Consider the following 16,354-nt stretch of genomic DNA (forward strand, 5'->3'; position numbering starts at 1 on the left):
GACGGCGGCGGCCGGACCGAGCACAAGGAGTCAGCTATGACCCCCAGCCCATCCGATGCCCCCCTGTCCCATCCGGTGGGGCGGGACATAGTGCGGGAAGCGGTCGCCCAGGCCGACGCGAGGCTGAACGGCCGGTTGACCGCGGCGTTCGCGATCGGCAGCCTGGCGCACGGCGGCTTCGTCCCCGACGTCAGCGACGTGGACCTGGCGCTGATCGTCGACCAGGCCGACCAAGCCCTGGCGCCGGCCATCGACGCCGTTCACCGGGACACCGTCCAGTGCTACAGGGGCTCGACCCACTACGCCCTGGCCGAACGACTATCGATCTTCTGGAGCGACTGGGAGCACTTGGCCCACGGCACCGAGGCCGGTCGCTTCCCCGCGACCGACCGGCTCGACCTGCTCGACTCCGGCGTCCTGCTGCACGGCACCGACCAGCGCGCCCGATGCGCCCGGCCCAGCACAGAAGATCTTCTCCTCGACAGCGCCACCTTCGCCTTGGCCAAGTTCGGCGATCCCGCCTATCTGCGCATGCTCGGCGACTCCGCGGCACTGGCCGGGCGAGGTGCCCGCGCCGTCACCAAGGCCGTGCTGTTCCCCGTGCGCCTGCTCTACACCGCCACCACCGGACGCCTCGGCCGCAACGACGACGCCGCACGCTGGTACACCGCCACACCGAACATCTCCAGGACCCTGGTGACCTGCGCCGCACGCTGGCGCGCCAACGGTATCGACGATCCCGCAGCCGCCGGACTGCTCCAGCGAGAACTCCTCCCGCTGTATCAGCACTGCGCCGACCAGCTCAGCCGGAAAACCGCGGCATCCGGTCACCCGGGCCTGGCGACACGCCTCGCCCGGCTCCACGCGGCACTCACCCCGGACAACGAAACCCGAAACGCGTGACCACCGGAGATACCGGCCTGGGACCCGTCATGCGCGAGTGGAGCGACCGCGACACTGCCCGAACGGCCGATCCATCGCCGCGACCGATGGTCCTCGAAGTCCGGGAGCCCGCCGCTCAGCGGACGGGCTCCCGGACTGGCGGTTCCTCGCTCAGACCTCGTCGATGTTCATCGCGCCCTCGTTAGGACGGCGGGACAGGTCGATGCCGAGCTCCTCCGCGGCGCGGAAGACGTCCTCGTCGGTGTCGCGCATCTCGATGGACATGCCGTCGCTGGAGAGCACCTCGACGTTGAGGCACAGCGACTGCATCTCCTTGATGAGCACCTTGAAGGACTCGGGAATGCCGGGCTCGGGGATGTTCTCGCCCTTGACGATGGCCTCGTACACCTTCACGCGGCCGAGGACGTCGTCGGACTTGATGGTCAGCAGCTCCTGCAGCGCGTAGGCCGCGCCGTAGGCCTCCAGGGCCCACACCTCCATCTCACCGAAGCGCTGGCCGCCGAACTGGGCCTTACCGCCGAGCGGCTGCTGGGTGATCATGGAGTACGGGCCGGTCGACCGCGCGTGGATCTTGTCGTCCACCAGGTGGTGCAACTTCAGGATGTAGATGTAGCCGACCGAGATCGGGTCCTTGAACGGCTCACCGGACCGGCCGTCGAACAGCCGGGCCTTGCCGCTCGGCATCACCATCCGGCCGCCGTCCCGGTTGCCGATGGTGCTGCCCAGAAGACCGATGATCTCCTCCTCGCCGGCACCGTCGAACACCGGCGTGGCGACGTTGGTGCGCGGCTCGACCCGCTCGAAGCCCTTCTCGCGCAGCCGCTCCGCCCACTCCTCCCGCACACCGCCGATGTCCCAGCCCTGGGCGGCGATCCACCCCAAGTGGGTCTCCAGGACCTGGCCCACGTTCATGCGCCCGGGGACGCCGAGGGGGTTCAGGACGATGTCGACGGGGGTGCCGTCCTCCAGGAACGGCATGTCCTCCACCGGCAGCACCTTGGAGATGACGCCCTTGTTGCCGTGCCGGCCCGCGAGCTTGTCACCATCGGTGATCTTGCGCTTCTGCGCCACGTACACCCGGACCAGCTCGTTCACCCCGGGCGGCAGCTCGTCGCCGTCGTCGCGGGAGAACACCCGCACACCGATGACCTTGCCCTGCTCGCCGTGCGGGACCTTCAGCGAGGTGTCGCGCACCTCCCGCGCCTTCTCACCGAAGATCGCGCGCAGCAGCCGCTCTTCGGGGGTCAGCTCGGTCTCGCCCTTCGGCGTGACCTTCCCGACCAGGATGTCACCATTGACGACGTCGGCGCCGATGCGGATGATGCCGCGCTCGTCGAGGTCGGCCAGCACTTCCTCGGAGACGTTCGGGATGTCCCGGGTGATCTCCTCGGGGCCCAGCTTGGTGTCGCGGGCGTCGACCTCGTGCTCCTCGATGTGGATCGAGGACAGGACGTCGTCCTGCACCAGCCGCTGGGACAGGATGATGGCGTCCTCGTAGTTGTGGCCCTCCCACGGCATGAACGCCACCAGCAGGTTCTTGCCCAGCGCCATCTCACCGTCGTCGGTGCACGGCCCGTCGGCGATCACCTGCCCGACCTCGACCCGCCGGCCCTCGTCCACGATCGGCTTCTGGTTGTACGACGTGCCCTGGTTCGACCGCCTGAACTTCGTGACGCGATACGTCGTCCGGGTGCCGTCATCGTTCATCACCGACACATAGTCGGCCGAGACCTCCTCGACGACGCCGGCCTTCTCGGCCGTGATGACGTCGCCGGCATCGGTCGCCGCCCGGTACTCCATGCCCGTGCCCACCAGCGGCGCCTCACTGCGCAGCAGCGGAACGGCCTGCCGCTGCATGTTGGAGCCCATCAGCGCCCGGTTGGCGTCGTCATGCTCCAGGAACGGGATCATCGCGGTCGCGACCGAGGTCATCTGCCGCGCCGAGACGTCCATGTAGTCGATCTCCGCCGGACGGACGAGTTCGACCTCGCCGCCCTTCCTGCGGATCATGACCCGGTCCTCCGCGAACGACCCGTCCTCGTTCAGCGGCGAGTTGGCCTGCGCGACGACGAACCGGTCCTCCTCGTCGGCGGTGAGGTAGTCGATCTGGTCCGTGACGGCACCGTTCTCGACCTTGCGGTAGGGCGTCTCGATGAACCCGAACGGGTTGACCCGGCCGAACGCCGCCAGCGACCCGATCAGGCCGATGTTGGGGCCTTCCGGGGTCTCGATCGGGCACATCCGGCCGTAGTGCGACGGGTGGACGTCACGGACCTCCATGCCCGCCCGCTCACGCGACAGACCACCCGGACCCAGAGCGTTCAACCGCCGCTTGTGCGTCAGGCCATCGAGGGGGTTGCTCTGCTGCATGAACTGGGAGAGCTGGCTCGTGCCGAAGAACTCCCTGATGGAGGCCACCACCGGCCGGATGTTGATCAACGTCTGCGGCGTGATCGCCTCGACGTCCTGGGTGGTCATCCGCTCCCGGACGACGCGCTCCATCCGCGCCAGCCCCAAACGCACCTGGTTCTGGATCAGCTCACCCACCGTGCGCAGCCGCCGGTTGCCGAAGTGGTCGATGTCATCGACCTCGATCGGCACCGGCACCGCCCCGAGAGTGGCCTCCTCCTCGCCGGCGTGCAGCCGCACCAGGTACTCGATCGTGCCGACGATGTCGTCCTTGGTCAGCGTGCCCTGGTTCATGTCCAGGTCCAGACCGAGCTTCTTGTTGATCTTGTAGCGGCCGACCTTGGCCACGTCGTACCGCTTGGGATTGAAGTACAGGTTCTCCAGCAGCGTCTGCGCCGACTCCCGCGTCGGCGGCTCCCCCGGACGCAGCTTGCGGTAGATGTCCAGCAGGGCATCGTCCTGACCGGAGGTGTGATCCTTCTCCAGCGTGACATTGATCGACTCATACGAGCCGAACCGCTCCCGGATCTGCGCCTCGTCCCACCCCAGCGCCTTCAGCAGCACCGTCACCGGCTGCTTGCGCTTGCGGTCGATGCGCACCCCGACGTTGTCGCGCTTGTCGATCTCGAACTCCAGCCAGGCACCCCGGCTCGGGATCACCCGGCACCCGTAGATGTCCTTGTCCGACGCCTTGTCCAGCGCCCGATCGAAGTACACCCCCGGCGAGCGGACCAGCTGGGACACCACCACCCGCTCGGTCCCGTTGATGATGAAGGTGCCCTTGGGCGACATCAACGGGAAGTCACCCATGAACACCGTCTGGCTCTTGATCTCACCGGTGGTGTTGTTGATGAACTCCGCCGTGACGAACATCGGGGCGGAGTAGGTCATGTCCTTGTCCTTGCACTCCTCCACGGAGTACTTGGGCGGTTCGAACCGGTGGTCACGGAACGACAGCGACATCGTCCCGGAGAAGTCCTCGATCGGACTGATCTCTTCGAAGATCTCCTCCAGCCCCGACTGCGTCGGGACACTCCTACTACCGGCCTTCTGGGCCGCCTCGACCCGGGCCTTCCACCTCTCATTGCCCAGCAGCCAGTCGAACGAGTCGGTCTGCAGAGCGAGAAGGTCGGGAACCTCAAGCGGCTCGTCAAGGCGCGCGAACGACACGCGACGAGGACCAGCGGGTACGGCGGAGGCGTTGCGCGAGGCTGCTGCCAACAGATGTCCTTCCGAGGGCTCGCGGCGGACTGAACACGCGCGCCGGACGCCATCACAGCCAACGCAGGGGAGTGGGGCATCGAGGGCAAGCGCGAGAGGGCAGCATAAAGCACGTGAACAGAAATGTCCACGTGCCGCATTCATTGTCAACTTCGATGCCGTGGCCAGGATCGCACGCGCACGTGGACCACGTCAAGTCGCATCGGACGGAGGCGGCCGGCCCGCTCAGGCGGTGGCGGAGGCGGGCTGGAACAGCTCGATCAGGTTGCCGGCCGGATCGGCGAGCAGGATCTGCCGCCCGCCGGGTCCGGCGACCACCTCGCTGCGGAAGGCCAGGCCCGCGCCGCGGAGCCGCTCGATCTCGGCGGCCAGGTCGTCGACGACCAGGTGGATGCGGTTGCGGCCCGGGGCGGCCGCGTCGGCGGGCGTGGCGCGGGCCCCGGAGCTGGCGGGCCCCGACAGCAGCAGCCGCAGCGGGCCGCGCACCACGTCGGCGAAGGCGGGCACGGCGTCGCGCCCCAGGGTGAAGCCGAGGTGGGTCGTGTAGAAGTCGACGCACGCCTGGACGTCGTCCACGAGGTAGCGGACGCCGGCGTACTGGTCAGGTGCCGTCATGATGGGCCTCCGATGTCTGGGCGATGACGGGCAGCAGGTGGCGGACGCGGGCATCGATGACCGCCCCGGCGCGGGCGAACGCGGCGTGCTCCGCCCGCCCCGCGGGACCCGCCGCCGGGTCGCCGATGCTCCAGTGGACGCGCCGCGGGTCGCCGCCGAACTCGGGGCATACCTCGCGGACCTTGTCGCACAGAGTGATCACGTAGTCGAACCGGTGGTCGCGCAGGGTGTCCAGATGGCGGGGCCGCCGGCCGGCGATGTCGATGCCGTACTCCTCGCACAGCATCCGCACCGCCTGCGGGTGGACGGACGGTCTGGGCCGGCTCCCGGCGCTGGCCACGGTCACGTCCCCGGCGGTGTGGTGGCGCAGCAGGGCCTCGGCGATCGGCGAGCGGGCGCTGTTGCCGGTACACGCGAACAGCACCGACACGCGCGGCCACCGCCGCGGGCCGGCCGGGGGCGGCGGGGCGGGGCGCAGCGCCGGATGCAGGACGGCCCCGGTGTCGGCCAGGGCCTGCGCGCAGCGGTCCAGATCCAGCCGGTAGTAGCTGTCGCGGCCGTCGAAACTGCTGCGGGAGGCGGTGACCAGGCCGCCCTCGCGCAGCAGCCGCAGATGGTAGGAGACCGCGTTCTGCGGCGCGTCGACCAGCGCCGTCAGCTCGCGGACCCGCAGGTCGCCCGCGGCGAGCGCGGTCAGCAGCCGCCAGCGCAGCGGGTGGGCGGCCAAGCGCACGAACGCCGGGGCGGCTTGACTCGATGACCCCATGCCACCGACGATACATCAAACCGGTTTGATGGAATAGCGCCGAGGGATGACGGCGCCGAGGAACGACCCAGCCCGAGGAGACGCGCCATGGCCGAACACCTCACGCGCCGGCTCGGCACCGGCGACGCGGTGGTGATCGGGCTCGGGTCGATGCTCGGGGCGGGGGTGTTCGCCGCCTTCGGCCCCGCCGCCCGCGCCGCCGGCACCGGCCTGCTGATCGGGCTGCTGGCCGCCGCGGTGATCGCGTACTGCAACGCGACCGCCTCCGCGCAGCTCGCGGCCGTCTACCCCACGTCTGGCGGCACCTACGTCTACGGACGCGAGCGCCTCGGCCACTGGTGGGGCTTCACGGCCGGGTGGGGGTTCGTGGTCGGCAAGACCGCCTCGTGCGCCGCCATGGCGCTCACGTTCGCCTCCTACGCGGTCCCGGGCCCCTGGTGGGCGCAGCGCGCCGCCGCCGTCGCGGCCGTGCTCGGGCTGGCCGCCCTCAACTACCGCGGCGTCACCAGGACCGCCATGCTCACCCGGGTGCTCGTCGCCGGCACCCTGACCGCGCTGGCGGTCGTGGTGGCCGGCATCGCTGCGGGCGGCGACGCCGGCGCCGCGAACCTGGGCGGGTGGGCGTCCCTGCGGGCGGGCGGCGCCTACGGCGTCCTGCAGGCCGCGGGGCTGCTGTTCTTCGCCTTCGCCGGCTACGCCCGCATCGCCACCATGGGGGAGGAGGTCCGCGACCCGCGCCGCACCATCGTCCGCGCCATCCCGATCGCCCTGTTCCTCACGGTCGCGATCTACCTGGTGGTGGGGACGGCGGCGCTGCTGGCCGCCGGGCCGGACCGGCTCGCCGGCTCGGCCGCGCCGCTGGCCACCGCCGTCGAGGCGGCCGGTGCCCCCGCCCTGGCCCCGGTGGTGCGGGCCGGCGGGGCGGTGGCGGCGCTCGGCGCGCTGCTGGCCCTGATCGCCGGTGTCGGCCGGACCGGCCTGGCCATGGCCCGCCACGGTGACCTGCCCGTCCGGCTCGCCGCCGTCCACCCCCGCCACCGGGTGCCGCACCATGCCGAGATCGCCCTCGCGGCCGCGGTGAGCGTGCTGGTGGCGACCGCCGACCTGCGCGGCGTGATCGGCTTCTCCTCGTTCGGCGTCCTGGTCTACTACGCCATCGCCAACGCCGCGGCGCTCACCCAGCCCGCCGCCGACCGCCGGTGGCCGCGCGCCCTGCACCTGCTCGGCGCCGCCGGCTGCGTGACCCTGTCGGCCGCGCTGCCCTGGCCGTCCGTCCTCGCCGGCGCGGCGATGTTCGCCGCCGGGCTGGCCGGCCGGTGGCTGGTGCTGCGCCACCGGGCATCCGGCGCGGGGCGCGAGGGGTGAAATCTCGGCAAAGGCCGGGCACGCGCTTGGGCAGGACGTCCGGGAGGACCCCGGCGGTGCCGTTAACGTGCGGGAATGCCGCCCACGTCCGGCAGCGCACCCGGCGAGGCACCCGGTGAGACGTTCGCCCCCGCGTCCGTCTACGGGCCCGCCGACGTCCCGCCCGACGACCACGCCGCGCGGGCCGCCGCCGGCCCCGCCCACCGGATGCCGCCGTGGCTGCCGAAGGCGTTCGTGCTGGCCGGCGCGGTCGTGCTGGCGTTCATGGCGGGGCTGTGGCTGCTGGAGCGGCTCCGGGAGCTGCTGCTGCTCCTGCTCATCTCGCTGTTCCTGGCGTTCGCGATCGAGCCGGCGGTGAACTGGCTGGCGCGGCGCGGGTGGCGGCGCGGTCTGGCGACCGGGGCGATGTTCCTGGTCATCGGCCTGCTGCTCGCCGGGTTCCTCGGCGGCATCGGGTCGCTGCTGGCCACCCAGACCACCAACCTCATCGACGGGTTCCCCGGCTACGTCCGCAGCCTCATCGGCTGGGTGAACGACACGTTCGGGACGAACCTGTCCCAGGAGACGCTGTTCGAGCGGCTGCCCACCGTCAGCGGCGCGCTGACCCGCCACCTGTCGTCGATCGCGGGCAACGTGTGGGGGATCGGCACCACCGCGTTCGGCGTCATCTTCAACACCCTCGGCGTGCTGCTGTTCACCTTCTACCTGTCGGCGGAGGGCCCGCGGTTCCGCCGGACGGTCTGCTCGGTGCTGCCGCCGCAACGCCAGCACCAGGTGCTGCGCGCCTGGGAGATCGCCGTCGACAAGACCGGCGGCTACATCTACTCGCGGGGCCTGCTGGCCCTCATCTCCGGCATCGCCCACTACGCCGCCATGGCCGGGCTCGGCGTCCCCTACGCGGCGACGCTGGCGCTGTGGGTCGGGGTGGTGTCGCAGTTCATCCCGGCCGTCGGCACCTACCTGGCGGGGGCGGTGCCCGTGCTCATCGCGCTGACGAAGGGGCCGTCGACGGCGCTGTGGATGCTGCTGTTCGTCCTGGCCTACCAGCAGCTGGAGAACTACCTGCTGCAGCCGCGCATCACCGCGCGGACCCTCGACATGCACCCGGCGGTCGCGTTCGGGCTCATCCTGGCCGGAGCGGCCGTCGCCGGGCCCATCGGGGTGCTCCTGGCGATCCCGCTCGGCGCCACCATCCAGGCCTTCGCCACCGCCTACGTGCGCCGCTACGACGTGGAGGTGCATCCGCTGACCGAGCCGGACGCGCCCGCCGGACGCTGGTGGCGGTGGCTGCGCCGCGACTGACCCGGTGCCGCGACTGACCCGCACCCCGGCGCGGCGGGCTCAGGCGACCGCGCGGAGTCGGTCGTCCAGCGCGTCCAGGTCGGGCACGAACCACACGTGGCCGGCGGTGCCGGACTCGTGGACGAGGGCGCGCAGCGCCGGGCTCGCCGCCACGTGCGCGGAGACGTCGCCGACGACCGCCAGCCGCAGCCGGTAGTTGGCGAACTTCTGCATGATCTCGCCGGCGAGGCGGGTGCCGAGCGAGAAGAACCGCTCGTCCAGCCGCGCCACGGGCACCGCCACCGCCTCGGCGCCGAGGAACGACGCGCCGATCAGGTCGAGCGCGTCCTGGACCGTGGCCACCGGCGGGCCGTCCGGATCGCACATCAGCACCGCGACGCCGGCCCGCTCCCGGATCACGTCAGGCATCGCCGTCCTCCCCGTTCGACAGACCGCCGAGTACCGAATCCAGCAGCCGCAGGACGTCGGCCGTGGCGGCCGCGCCGCCCATGATCACCAGTTTCATCCGGTTCCGTTCCTCGTCGTGGACGACCTGGACGCGCAGCGGGTGCGCCGGGTCGCCGGTGCTGATCCCGGCCAGGACGAGCGTGCCCAGCCGGTCGGCCGCGGCCCGGCCGACCCCGTCGATCTGCACGATGCTCGACACCTCCACCGCGCCGGGCCCCGGAAGCGGGGCGGCGCGGCGGGCACGCCCGGTCAGCGCCTCCAGGTCCGCCGGGGCGATCCGGTACTGCTTGCCGATCCGCACCGCGTTGAGCCGGCCGTCGCGGATGTAGCCGCGCACCGTCCGCACATGCAGCCCGAGGAGATCGGCGACCTCCTCGACCGAGTACATTTTCTGCTCCATCACTCCCTAAACTACTGTATATAGAGAGTGATGCGGATGTTTATGGCATGCCCGGCTTGCCAGGGCCGGGCGGGGCCGGTTCCCGGGCGGATCGTCGACCATTGCCATGGACGGGCGCGCCCGGCCGGTCTAACGTGCCAGGAGGAACCTTGATCATCGGGCCGCTCGGGGGCGGGAGGGAGCCGACATGTACCGTCCCAGGACGCGCCGCCGCCGGTGGCTCGCCGGCCTCACGGCGGGAGCCCTCGCCGTGACCGGCCTGGCCGCACCGGACGCCGCCGCGGCGCCCGCCGCGGCGGCGCAGGCCGCGCGGCACGGCGGCAAGGACCCGCGGCTGCTGCGGCTCCTGCGCTCGATGTCGCTGGAGGACAAGGCCGCCCAGCTGTTCGTCCTGCAGATCTTCGGGACCAGCGCGACCACCACCGACCCCGCCGCCGTCGCCGCCAACCGCAGGCTGTACGGGGTCGACGACGCCGCCCAGGTCATCGCCCGCTACCACCCCGGCGGGATCATCTACTACGGCGAGAACGTCCGGGACCCGCACCAGCTCGCCGCCTTCTCCAACGGCATCCAGCGCGCCGCCGCGGCGACGCCGCTGAAGATCCCCGCCACGATCGCCACCGACCAGGAGGGCGGCATCGTCGCCCGCGTCCAGCCGCCCGCCACGCAGTCGCCCGGCGCCATGGCGCTGGCCGCCGGGCGACGCACCGGCGACGCCCGCGCCCTGGCCCGCATCACCGGACGCGAGCTGCGCGCCATCGGCGTCAACCAGGACTACGCGCCCGACGCCGACGTCAACGTGAACCCGGCCAACCCCGTCATCGGCGTCCGGTCCTTCGGGTCCGACCCCGCCCTGGTCGCCTCCATGGTCACCGCGCAGGTCGGCGGATACCGCTCCGGGGGAGTGACCCCGACCGTCAAGCACTTTCCGGGACACGGCGACACCACCACCGACAGCCACACCGGCGTCCCGCACATCGACCACACCCGCGCCGAATGGGAGCGGCTCGACCTGCCGCCGTTCCGCGCCGCGATCCGGCACGGCGTCGACTCCATCATGACCGCGCACATCGTCGTCCCGTCGCTGGACCCCTCCGGCGACCCCGCCACGCTGTCGCGGCCCATCCTCACCGGCATCCTGCGCGAGCAGCTGCGCTACCGAGGCGTCGTCGTCACCGACGCGCTCGACATGCAGGGCGTCCGCGACAAGTACGGCGACGAGAACATCCCCGTCCTCGCCCTCAAGGCCGGCGCGGACGTCCTGCTCAAACCGCCGGCGGACGCCCAGGGCGACGGCGTGTTCCCCCGCCAGCTCGCCGCCGTCGTCAACGCCGTCAAGACCGGTGAGCTGACGCGCGAGCGCCTCGACGAGTCCGTCTACCGGATCCTGGAGCTGAAGCGCAAGCGCGGCCTGTTCCGCGACCCCTACGCCGACGAGTCGAAGATCGACCAGATCGTCGGGACACCCGCGCACCTGGCCGCCGCGCAGCGCGCCACCGACCGCACCACCACCCTGGTCAAGAACGGCGCCGGGATCCTGCCGCTGCGGCCCGGCGCCCGCGACGTGCTGGTCACCGGCTGGGGGGTGTCCACCACCGCCTCCCTCGGCACCGAGATCGCCCGCCGCGGCGCCGTCACCACCATCCGGCAGACCGGCATCAACCCCGGCCAGGCCGAGATCGACCAGGCCGTCGCCGCCGCGAAGGACAAGGACCTCGTCGTCGCCGTCACCAACCGCGCCTGGGACGTCAAGGACGAGCCAGGCCACAACGGGCCCGGCCAGACGAACCTCGTCAAGGCGCTCATCGCCACCGGCCGGCCCGTCGTCGTGATCGCGCTCCGCGACCCCTACGACATCGCCTGGTTCCCCGAGGCGACCACCTACCTCGCCACCTACTCCTACACCGCCGAGGCGCTGCGCTCGGCCGCCCGGACGCTGTTCGGCGAGCTGAACCCGCGCGGCCGCCTGCCCGTCGCCATCCCCGTCAAGGACCAGCCCGGCTCCGTCCTCTACCCCTACGGGCACGGGCTGGGCTACTGACCGCCGCATCCGCGGGCGCCCGGCCTGGCCGGCGGCCGGGCGCCCGCGGACGCGGCGGCCCGGTCCCGGGTCGGCAGCCGCAGCCGCACCGGAACCGGGCCGGGTTCTGGTTCATGTCGGGCCAGGGGGCGCCGTCCGCGGAGGCGGCGCCCCGGCGTCACGCCTTCCGCGCGCCGAGCGACTTCATCAGCGTCGGCCAGATCGCCGCCGCCTCACGGATCCACGCCGGCCAGTTGTGGCGGCCGTCGCCGTAGATGTGGGCGGTGTAGGGGATCTTCAGCTCGTCCAGCCGCTTCTTGAAGTCCTTGTTGTTCGCGCCCACCGCGATCTCGCTGAGCAGGCCGATGTCCCACGGCGCCACGTCCGGGTCGCCGGGCCCCGGGCGGCCGGTCGTGCCGGCGGAGAAGAACAGCCCCGTGCCGCGCAGCTTGGGCGCCAGCGAGGACGGGTCGTGCGCCGCCCAGTTGGCGTCGTCGGCCCACGGGACGCCCCAGATCGCGAACGGGTCCTGCCCGTTGCCGGCGTTCAGGAACATCAGCATCGCCGGCATCCCGATCGAGCGCATCGACAGGATCCCGCTCAGCGACGCCGCGTACTTGAACAGCCCCGGATGCCGCGCCGCGTACGACATCGCGCCCGCGCCGCCGGAGGAGTTGCCGATCGCCGCGCGCAGCGCGCCCGCGTGGTAGTTGCGCTCCATCAGCTGGCGCACCTCGGCGGTGTGGAAGGTCTCCCACTTGGGCGACCCGCCCTTGCCGTAGTTGTACCAGTCGGTGTAGGAGCCGTTCTCGCCCTCCGGCATGACGACGATGACGTTGTACTTCGCCGCCCACGCCTCGATGTCGCTGTTCTTGGTCCAGGAGGTGTAGTTGTCCTGCCCGCCGTGGAAGGCGTACAGCACGGGCCACGTCGCCGTCGCGTTGCGCGACCAGTTCGCCGGGAGCAGGATGCGGGCCTTCACCGACTTGCCCAGCGCGGGCGAGGCGATCGTGATGTCGACCGCGCGGGAGGCGATCTTCTTCTCCGCGGTGATGCGCGCGCCGTCGTCCGCCTTGACCGGGCCCGCCAGCGCCCGCGCCGGCCCCGTGCCGACCGCGCCGAGGCCCGCGGCCACGACGACGGTGATCGCCCCGGACGCCAGCGAGCGCCGCCGGTGCACGCGGTGTGATCGATGGCGGGCGGTGGGTGTCATCTGCTCACCTCGCGGATCAGGCCCGACCCCCGTGGCCGCGCGACTTCCGCAGAGTGTCCTCGACCCGGCCGGAATGATCTACATGGGCGGGTAACAAGAAACGCCCGTGCGGCTGTGGAGAAGTGAGTGCTTCAGGAGCCGCCGGCGGCGACCCCGGCCAGCAGCGCGGCGAGCTCGCGCGGCGCCGACAGCATCGGCCAGTGCCCGGTCGGCAGCTCCCGGTAGGTCCAGCCGGGCCCGGTCATCAGCGAGAAGACGGGGTGGCCGCTGTCGCCCATCTGCCTGACCGCGTCGAGCGGGATCGTGGTGGCGATGAGCGTGCGCGGCGTCGCCGGCAGCGGGTCGGGGCGGGTGAGCGCCTGCGTCGCGGTGCCGAACGGCTGGGGCGTGCCGCGCCCGCGCATGGCGGCCAGGTGCTCCTCGGTGAGGCCCGCGAGGTTGACCGGGTCGGCGGCGGCGTCGAACGGCGGCACCGGGATGCGCCATCCGCCGCCCTGCTCGGCGACCGCCTTCTCGAGCTCGGCGCGCGCCTCGGCGTCGTGGAAGTCGATGCCGGCCATGCCGGACGGCATCGGCCCGCTGTCGACGTACACGACGTTGGCGATCCGCTCGGGGATCCGGTCGGCGGCGCCGGTGACGGCCATGTTGGCGCCGCTGTGGGCGACGAGGACGACCTCGCGCATGTCCGCGTCCTCGATGAGCCTCACCAGGTCGGCGATCTGGGTCTCGACGTCGGCGCCGGGCGCGGACTGCTCCGCCCGCTCGGCCTGCCCGGCGGGGGTCACCGCGTGGACGGCGTGCCCCGCCGCGCGCAGCTCCGCCGCCACCGCGTCCCAGGCCCAGGCACCGAGCCAGTAGCCGGGGACCAGCACGAACGTCGCCTCGCCGGAGGTCACGGTGTCAGAAGTCCCGCTGTCAGAAGTCACGGTCGGCCGTCCTTTCTCGTGGATGTGATCCCACGCTACGGTCGATACCGGACAGAAACCGCCCGGATTTATGGAGTGGCCTGTGTCACATCCTCCACCGTCGCATCCGACCACCCGTGTCCTGGCCATGCTGGAGCTGCTGCAGGCCAACCAGCGCATCGGCGGCGCGGAGCTGGCGCGGCGGCTCGGCGTGGACGAGCGCACCGTCCGCCGCTACGCCGCCCGGCTGGAGGACCTCGGCGTCCCCGTCACCGCCGAACGCGGGCGCCACGGCGGCTACCGGCTCATGCCCGGCTACAAGCTGCCGCCGCTCATGCTCACCGACGACGAGGCCACCGCCGTGGTGCTCGGCCTGCTGGCCGGACGGCGGATCGGGCTTCCGGGGCAGGCCACCGAGAGCGCCCTCGCCAAGGTGGAGCGCGTCCTTCCCGCCGCGCTGCGCGACCGCGTCCAGGCGCTGCGCGACACCCTCGGGTTCACCGCCCCCGCGCGGGACGCCGCCGTCCGCGGTGCCGCCCCCGACACCGGCGCCGTCCTCACCCTCGCCGCGGCCGCCCGCGAACGCCGCCGCGTCCGGCTGCGCTACCGCTCCTTCCGCGGCGCCGACACCGAACGCGACCTGGACCCCTACGGCCTGGTGTTCCACTCCGGCCGCTGGTACGTCACCGGCCACGACCACCGCAGCGGCGAGATCCGCACGTTCCGGATCGACCGCGTCGCCTCCGCCGAGCCCGGCACCGCGCGCTTCGAGCCGCCCGCCGGCCTCGACCCCGTCCAGCACGTCACCCGGTCACTGGCCGCCGTCCCCTACGCCCACGAGGTGGAGGTGCTGCTGGAGACCACGATCGCCGAGGCGCGGCGCCGGATCCCCGCCGCGACCGCGACGCTGGCCGAGGACGCCGGGGGAGTGCTGCTGACCACCCGTGCCGAGCGCCTGGACGGGATGGCGCGGATGCTGGCCGGACTCGGCTTCCCATTCGTCATCCGCCGCCCCGGCGAGCTGCGCGGCCACGTCCGCGACCTGGCCCGCTCACTCCAGGAGCAGGCCGGGCGGTGACCCGCGGCGCGGGTCAGAAGGAGGTGCGGGCGTCCCACTCGTGGCGGAGCATCGCGTAGATGACCTCGTCGCTCCACTCGCCCTTGACGATCTCGTTCTGCATCAGGTGCGCCTCGCGGCGCATGCCGAGCCGCTCCAGGACGCGGGCGGACGCGGCGTTGCGGCCGTCCAGCCGGCCGCACACCCGGTGCAGGTCCAGCCCCTCGAAGCCCAGCCGCAGCACCGCCTCGGCGGCCTCGGTGGCGAACCCCTTGCCGTGGTAGGCCGGGTTGAAGATGTAGCCGATCTCGCCCTGCCGGTGCTCCCGGCTGCGCCACTGCAGGTTGACCTCGCCGATCAGCTCGCCGGTCTCGCGCCACTCGACGGCCAGGACCAGCCAGTCGCCTTCCTTCTCCACGGTCGCCGCGCTCATCTTCTGCTTCAGGAACGAACGCGACTCCTCCAGTGAACGCGGTTTCCAGTACAGGTACCGCGCCACCTCCGGCAGCGACTGGTAGGCGTACAGGCCCTCAAGGTCGTCCTCGCGGAACGGCCGCAGGATCAGACGCTCGGTCTCGATCGGATAGGCGGGACGGAGCATGCGATGATCCTATTCACGGTAATCGCCCTTATGCGACCCGTGATTCCCCGGGACGGCCGCCCTAGGACCGGTGGGCGCCGCTCCCGTGCTCCCGCCGCCCGGCCTCCGCGGCCTTGTCCCCGGTTCCCGCCTCCTCCGGCGTCCCGGTCTCCCCGACACCGGTCTCGCGCCGCTGGTCCTCGTCGAACGCGCGGGTGTCGCGGAACTCCACGTACGGCTCCTCTTTGGCCGACTGCCCGCCGGCGATCGCCCGGCCGCGCTCGATCTCGGCGTTCAGCTCGGCGCCCAGCAGGATCGCCAGGTTGGTGATCCACAGCCACACCAGGAAGATGATGATCCCGGCCAGGCTGCCGTAGGTCTTGTTGTAGGAGGCGAAGTTCGCCACGTACAGCGCGAACAGCCCGGACGCGGCCAGCCACAGGACGATCGCCAGGACACCGCCCGCCGTGACCCACCGGAACCCGCGCCTGGCGTTGGGGGAGGCCCAGTACAGCAGCGAGAACAGCAGGCTCACCACCAGCACCAGCACCGGCCACTTGGCGATGCCCCAGATCGTGACCGCCTGCGAGCCGAGCCCGAGAATCTCGCCGATCTCCCGGGCCAGCGGCCCTGACACCACCACCGCGATCACCGACGCCGACAGCAGCACCAGCGTCAGCAGCGTGACGCCGACGCGGATCGGCACGGTCTTCCAGAACGGCCGGCCCTCGGGCACGTCGTAGACGACGTTGGAGGCGCGCATGAACGCCCCTACGTACCCCGACGCCGACCACACCGCGGCGCCCAGGCTCAGCACCGCGACGACGCCCGCGCCGCCGCTGCCGCCCTCCAGCTGCCGGATGCTGCTGATCAGCAGGTCCCGGACCGATCCGGGCGCCAGGTCCCCGACGCTGTCGATCAGGTCGTCGGTGGCCGACTGGCCGGCCAGGCCCACCAGCGACACCACCACCAGGATCGCCGGGAAGATCGACAGGATGGAGTAGTAGGTGAGCGCGGCGGCCCAGTCGGACAGGTTGTCCTTCTTGAACTCGCCGGCGGTGCGCTTGAGCGCCTGCCCCCACGACCGCACGGGCAGATCTGTCGGCGCGCCGGGTCCTCTGCGCAGGAACGCGCTGGTTCGGCCGTGCATG

General features: G+C 72.0%; 14 protein-coding genes. 5 read left to right on the plus strand and 9 right to left on the minus strand.

The window, feature by feature from the left end; translation table 11 throughout:
- The first annotated feature begins 36 nt into the window (after positions 1-36).
- The gene (locus tag K8Z49_RS05015; RefSeq protein WP_412517698.1) at positions 37-903 is read left to right on the plus strand and encodes a hypothetical protein; all 867 of its coding nucleotides are present in this window, start codon (positions 37-39) and stop codon (positions 901-903) included.
- Between the two features lie 150 nt (positions 904-1,053).
- On the opposite strand, the gene rpoB is transcribed toward K8Z49_RS05015, so the two are convergent.
- The 3 genes from rpoB to K8Z49_RS05030 all read right to left on the minus strand — a co-directional run bounded on the left by rpoB (position 1,054) and on the right by K8Z49_RS05030 (position 5,914).
- Positions 1,054-4,533: a DNA-directed RNA polymerase subunit beta gene (gene rpoB / locus K8Z49_RS05020; protein ID WP_412517699.1), complete on the minus strand. Its 3,480-nt coding sequence runs from the start codon at positions 4,531-4,533 to the stop codon at positions 1,054-1,056.
- A gap of 225 nt (positions 4,534-4,758) precedes the next feature.
- Positions 4,759-5,148 carry a VOC family protein gene (locus tag K8Z49_RS05025; protein ID WP_021599855.1) on the minus strand — a complete coding sequence of 130 codons (390 nt, stop codon included), beginning with the start codon at positions 5,146-5,148 and terminating at the stop codon, positions 4,759-4,761.
- Positions 5,135-5,914 carry a metalloregulator ArsR/SmtB family transcription factor gene (locus K8Z49_RS05030; RefSeq protein ID WP_412517700.1) on the minus strand — a complete coding sequence of 260 codons (780 nt, stop codon included), beginning with the start codon at positions 5,912-5,914 and terminating at the stop codon, positions 5,135-5,137. Before K8Z49_RS05030 ends, K8Z49_RS05025 begins: the two co-directional genes overlap by 14 nt.
- An 87-nt stretch (positions 5,915-6,001) precedes the next feature.
- Here K8Z49_RS05030 and K8Z49_RS05035 point away from each other — a divergent pair, with 87 nt between their 5' ends.
- Both K8Z49_RS05035 and K8Z49_RS05040 read left to right on the plus strand, forming a co-directional pair.
- Positions 6,002-7,279 carry an APC family permease gene (locus K8Z49_RS05035; protein WP_111831611.1) on the plus strand — a complete coding sequence of 426 codons (1,278 nt, stop codon included), beginning with the start codon at positions 6,002-6,004 and terminating at the stop codon, positions 7,277-7,279.
- Positions 7,280-7,354: 75 nt separating this feature from the next.
- Entirely contained in the window at positions 7,355-8,581 is a 1,227-nt protein-coding gene (locus K8Z49_RS05040; RefSeq protein WP_021600271.1) for an AI-2E family transporter, read from the plus strand.
- Between the two features lie 39 nt (positions 8,582-8,620).
- On the opposite strand, the gene K8Z49_RS05045 is transcribed toward K8Z49_RS05040, so the two are convergent.
- Positions 8,621-8,989, minus strand: coding sequence for a DUF4180 domain-containing protein (locus K8Z49_RS05045; RefSeq protein ID WP_021600270.1), 369 nt, complete (start codon positions 8,987-8,989; stop codon positions 8,621-8,623).
- The gene (locus tag K8Z49_RS05050) at positions 8,982-9,428 is read right to left on the minus strand and encodes a helix-turn-helix domain-containing protein (RefSeq protein WP_200871881.1); all 447 of its coding nucleotides are present in this window, start codon (positions 9,426-9,428) and stop codon (positions 8,982-8,984) included. Before K8Z49_RS05050 ends, K8Z49_RS05045 begins: the two co-directional genes overlap by 8 nt.
- A gap of 187 nt (positions 9,429-9,615) precedes the next feature.
- Between K8Z49_RS05050 and K8Z49_RS05055 the strand changes: the two genes are divergently transcribed.
- The gene (locus K8Z49_RS05055; RefSeq protein WP_412517701.1) at positions 9,616-11,469 is read left to right on the plus strand and encodes a glycoside hydrolase family 3 protein; all 1,854 of its coding nucleotides are present in this window, start codon (positions 9,616-9,618) and stop codon (positions 11,467-11,469) included.
- Positions 11,470-11,626: 157 nt separating this feature from the next.
- On the opposite strand, the gene K8Z49_RS05060 is transcribed toward K8Z49_RS05055, so the two are convergent.
- Entirely contained in the window at positions 11,627-12,661 is a 1,035-nt protein-coding gene (locus K8Z49_RS05060; protein ID WP_412517702.1) for an alpha/beta hydrolase, read from the minus strand.
- A gap of 131 nt (positions 12,662-12,792) precedes the next feature.
- Positions 12,793-13,587, minus strand: a complete 795-nt coding sequence (locus K8Z49_RS05065; protein ID WP_412517703.1) for an alpha/beta fold hydrolase — start codon at positions 13,585-13,587, stop codon at positions 12,793-12,795.
- 82 nt (positions 13,588-13,669) lie between these two features.
- Here K8Z49_RS05065 and K8Z49_RS05070 point away from each other — a divergent pair, with 82 nt between their 5' ends.
- Entirely contained in the window at positions 13,670-14,644 is a 975-nt protein-coding gene (locus K8Z49_RS05070) for a helix-turn-helix transcriptional regulator (RefSeq protein ID WP_021599363.1), read from the plus strand.
- A gap of 13 nt (positions 14,645-14,657) precedes the next feature.
- Here the strand turns inward: K8Z49_RS05070 and K8Z49_RS05075 are convergent, their stop codons facing one another.
- Together K8Z49_RS05075 and K8Z49_RS05080 are read right to left on the minus strand one after the other, a co-directional pair.
- Positions 14,658-15,224 (minus strand): GNAT family N-acetyltransferase, encoded by a 567-nt coding sequence (locus tag K8Z49_RS05075; protein WP_075022287.1) that lies wholly within the window; start codon positions 15,222-15,224, stop codon positions 14,658-14,660.
- A gap of 61 nt (positions 15,225-15,285) precedes the next feature.
- On the minus strand, positions 15,286-16,353 hold the full coding sequence (locus K8Z49_RS05080; protein ID WP_412517704.1) for a YihY/virulence factor BrkB family protein: 1,068 nt from the start codon (positions 16,351-16,353) through the stop codon (positions 15,286-15,288).
- Position 16,354 lies beyond the last annotated feature (1 nt).

Source organism: Actinomadura madurae, assembly GCF_047130825.1.
GTDB classification, from domain to species: domain Bacteria; phylum Actinomycetota; class Actinomycetes; order Streptosporangiales; family Streptosporangiaceae; genus Spirillospora; species Spirillospora madurae.

Bases quoted from the DNA above. Each gene is read 5' to 3' on its own strand.
- K8Z49_RS05015 (WP_412517698.1), top strand. From the start codon at position 37: ATGACCCCCAGCCCATCCGATGCCCCCCTGTCCCATCCGGTGGGGCGG.
- K8Z49_RS05025 (WP_021599855.1), bottom strand. From the start codon at position 5,148: ATGACGGCACCTGACCAGTACGCCGGCGTCCGCTACCTCGTGGACGAC.
- K8Z49_RS05030 (WP_412517700.1), bottom strand. From the start codon at position 5,914: ATGGGGTCATCGAGTCAAGCCGCCCCGGCGTTCGTGCGCTTGGCCGCC.
- K8Z49_RS05035 (WP_111831611.1), top strand. From the start codon at position 6,002: ATGGCCGAACACCTCACGCGCCGGCTCGGCACCGGCGACGCGGTGGTG.
- K8Z49_RS05040 (WP_021600271.1), top strand. From the start codon at position 7,355: ATGCCGCCCACGTCCGGCAGCGCACCCGGCGAGGCACCCGGTGAGACG.
- K8Z49_RS05045 (WP_021600270.1), bottom strand. From the start codon at position 8,989: ATGCCTGACGTGATCCGGGAGCGGGCCGGCGTCGCGGTGCTGATGTGC.
- K8Z49_RS05050 (WP_200871881.1), bottom strand. From the start codon at position 9,428: ATGGAGCAGAAAATGTACTCGGTCGAGGAGGTCGCCGATCTCCTCGGG.
- K8Z49_RS05055 (WP_412517701.1), top strand. From the start codon at position 9,616: ATGTACCGTCCCAGGACGCGCCGCCGCCGGTGGCTCGCCGGCCTCACG.
- K8Z49_RS05060 (WP_412517702.1), bottom strand. From the start codon at position 12,661: ATGACACCCACCGCCCGCCATCGATCACACCGCGTGCACCGGCGGCGC.
- K8Z49_RS05075 (WP_075022287.1), bottom strand. From the start codon at position 15,224: ATGCTCCGTCCCGCCTATCCGATCGAGACCGAGCGTCTGATCCTGCGG.
- K8Z49_RS05080 (WP_412517704.1), bottom strand. From the start codon at position 16,353: ATGCACGGCCGAACCAGCGCGTTCCTGCGCAGAGGACCCGGCGCGCCG.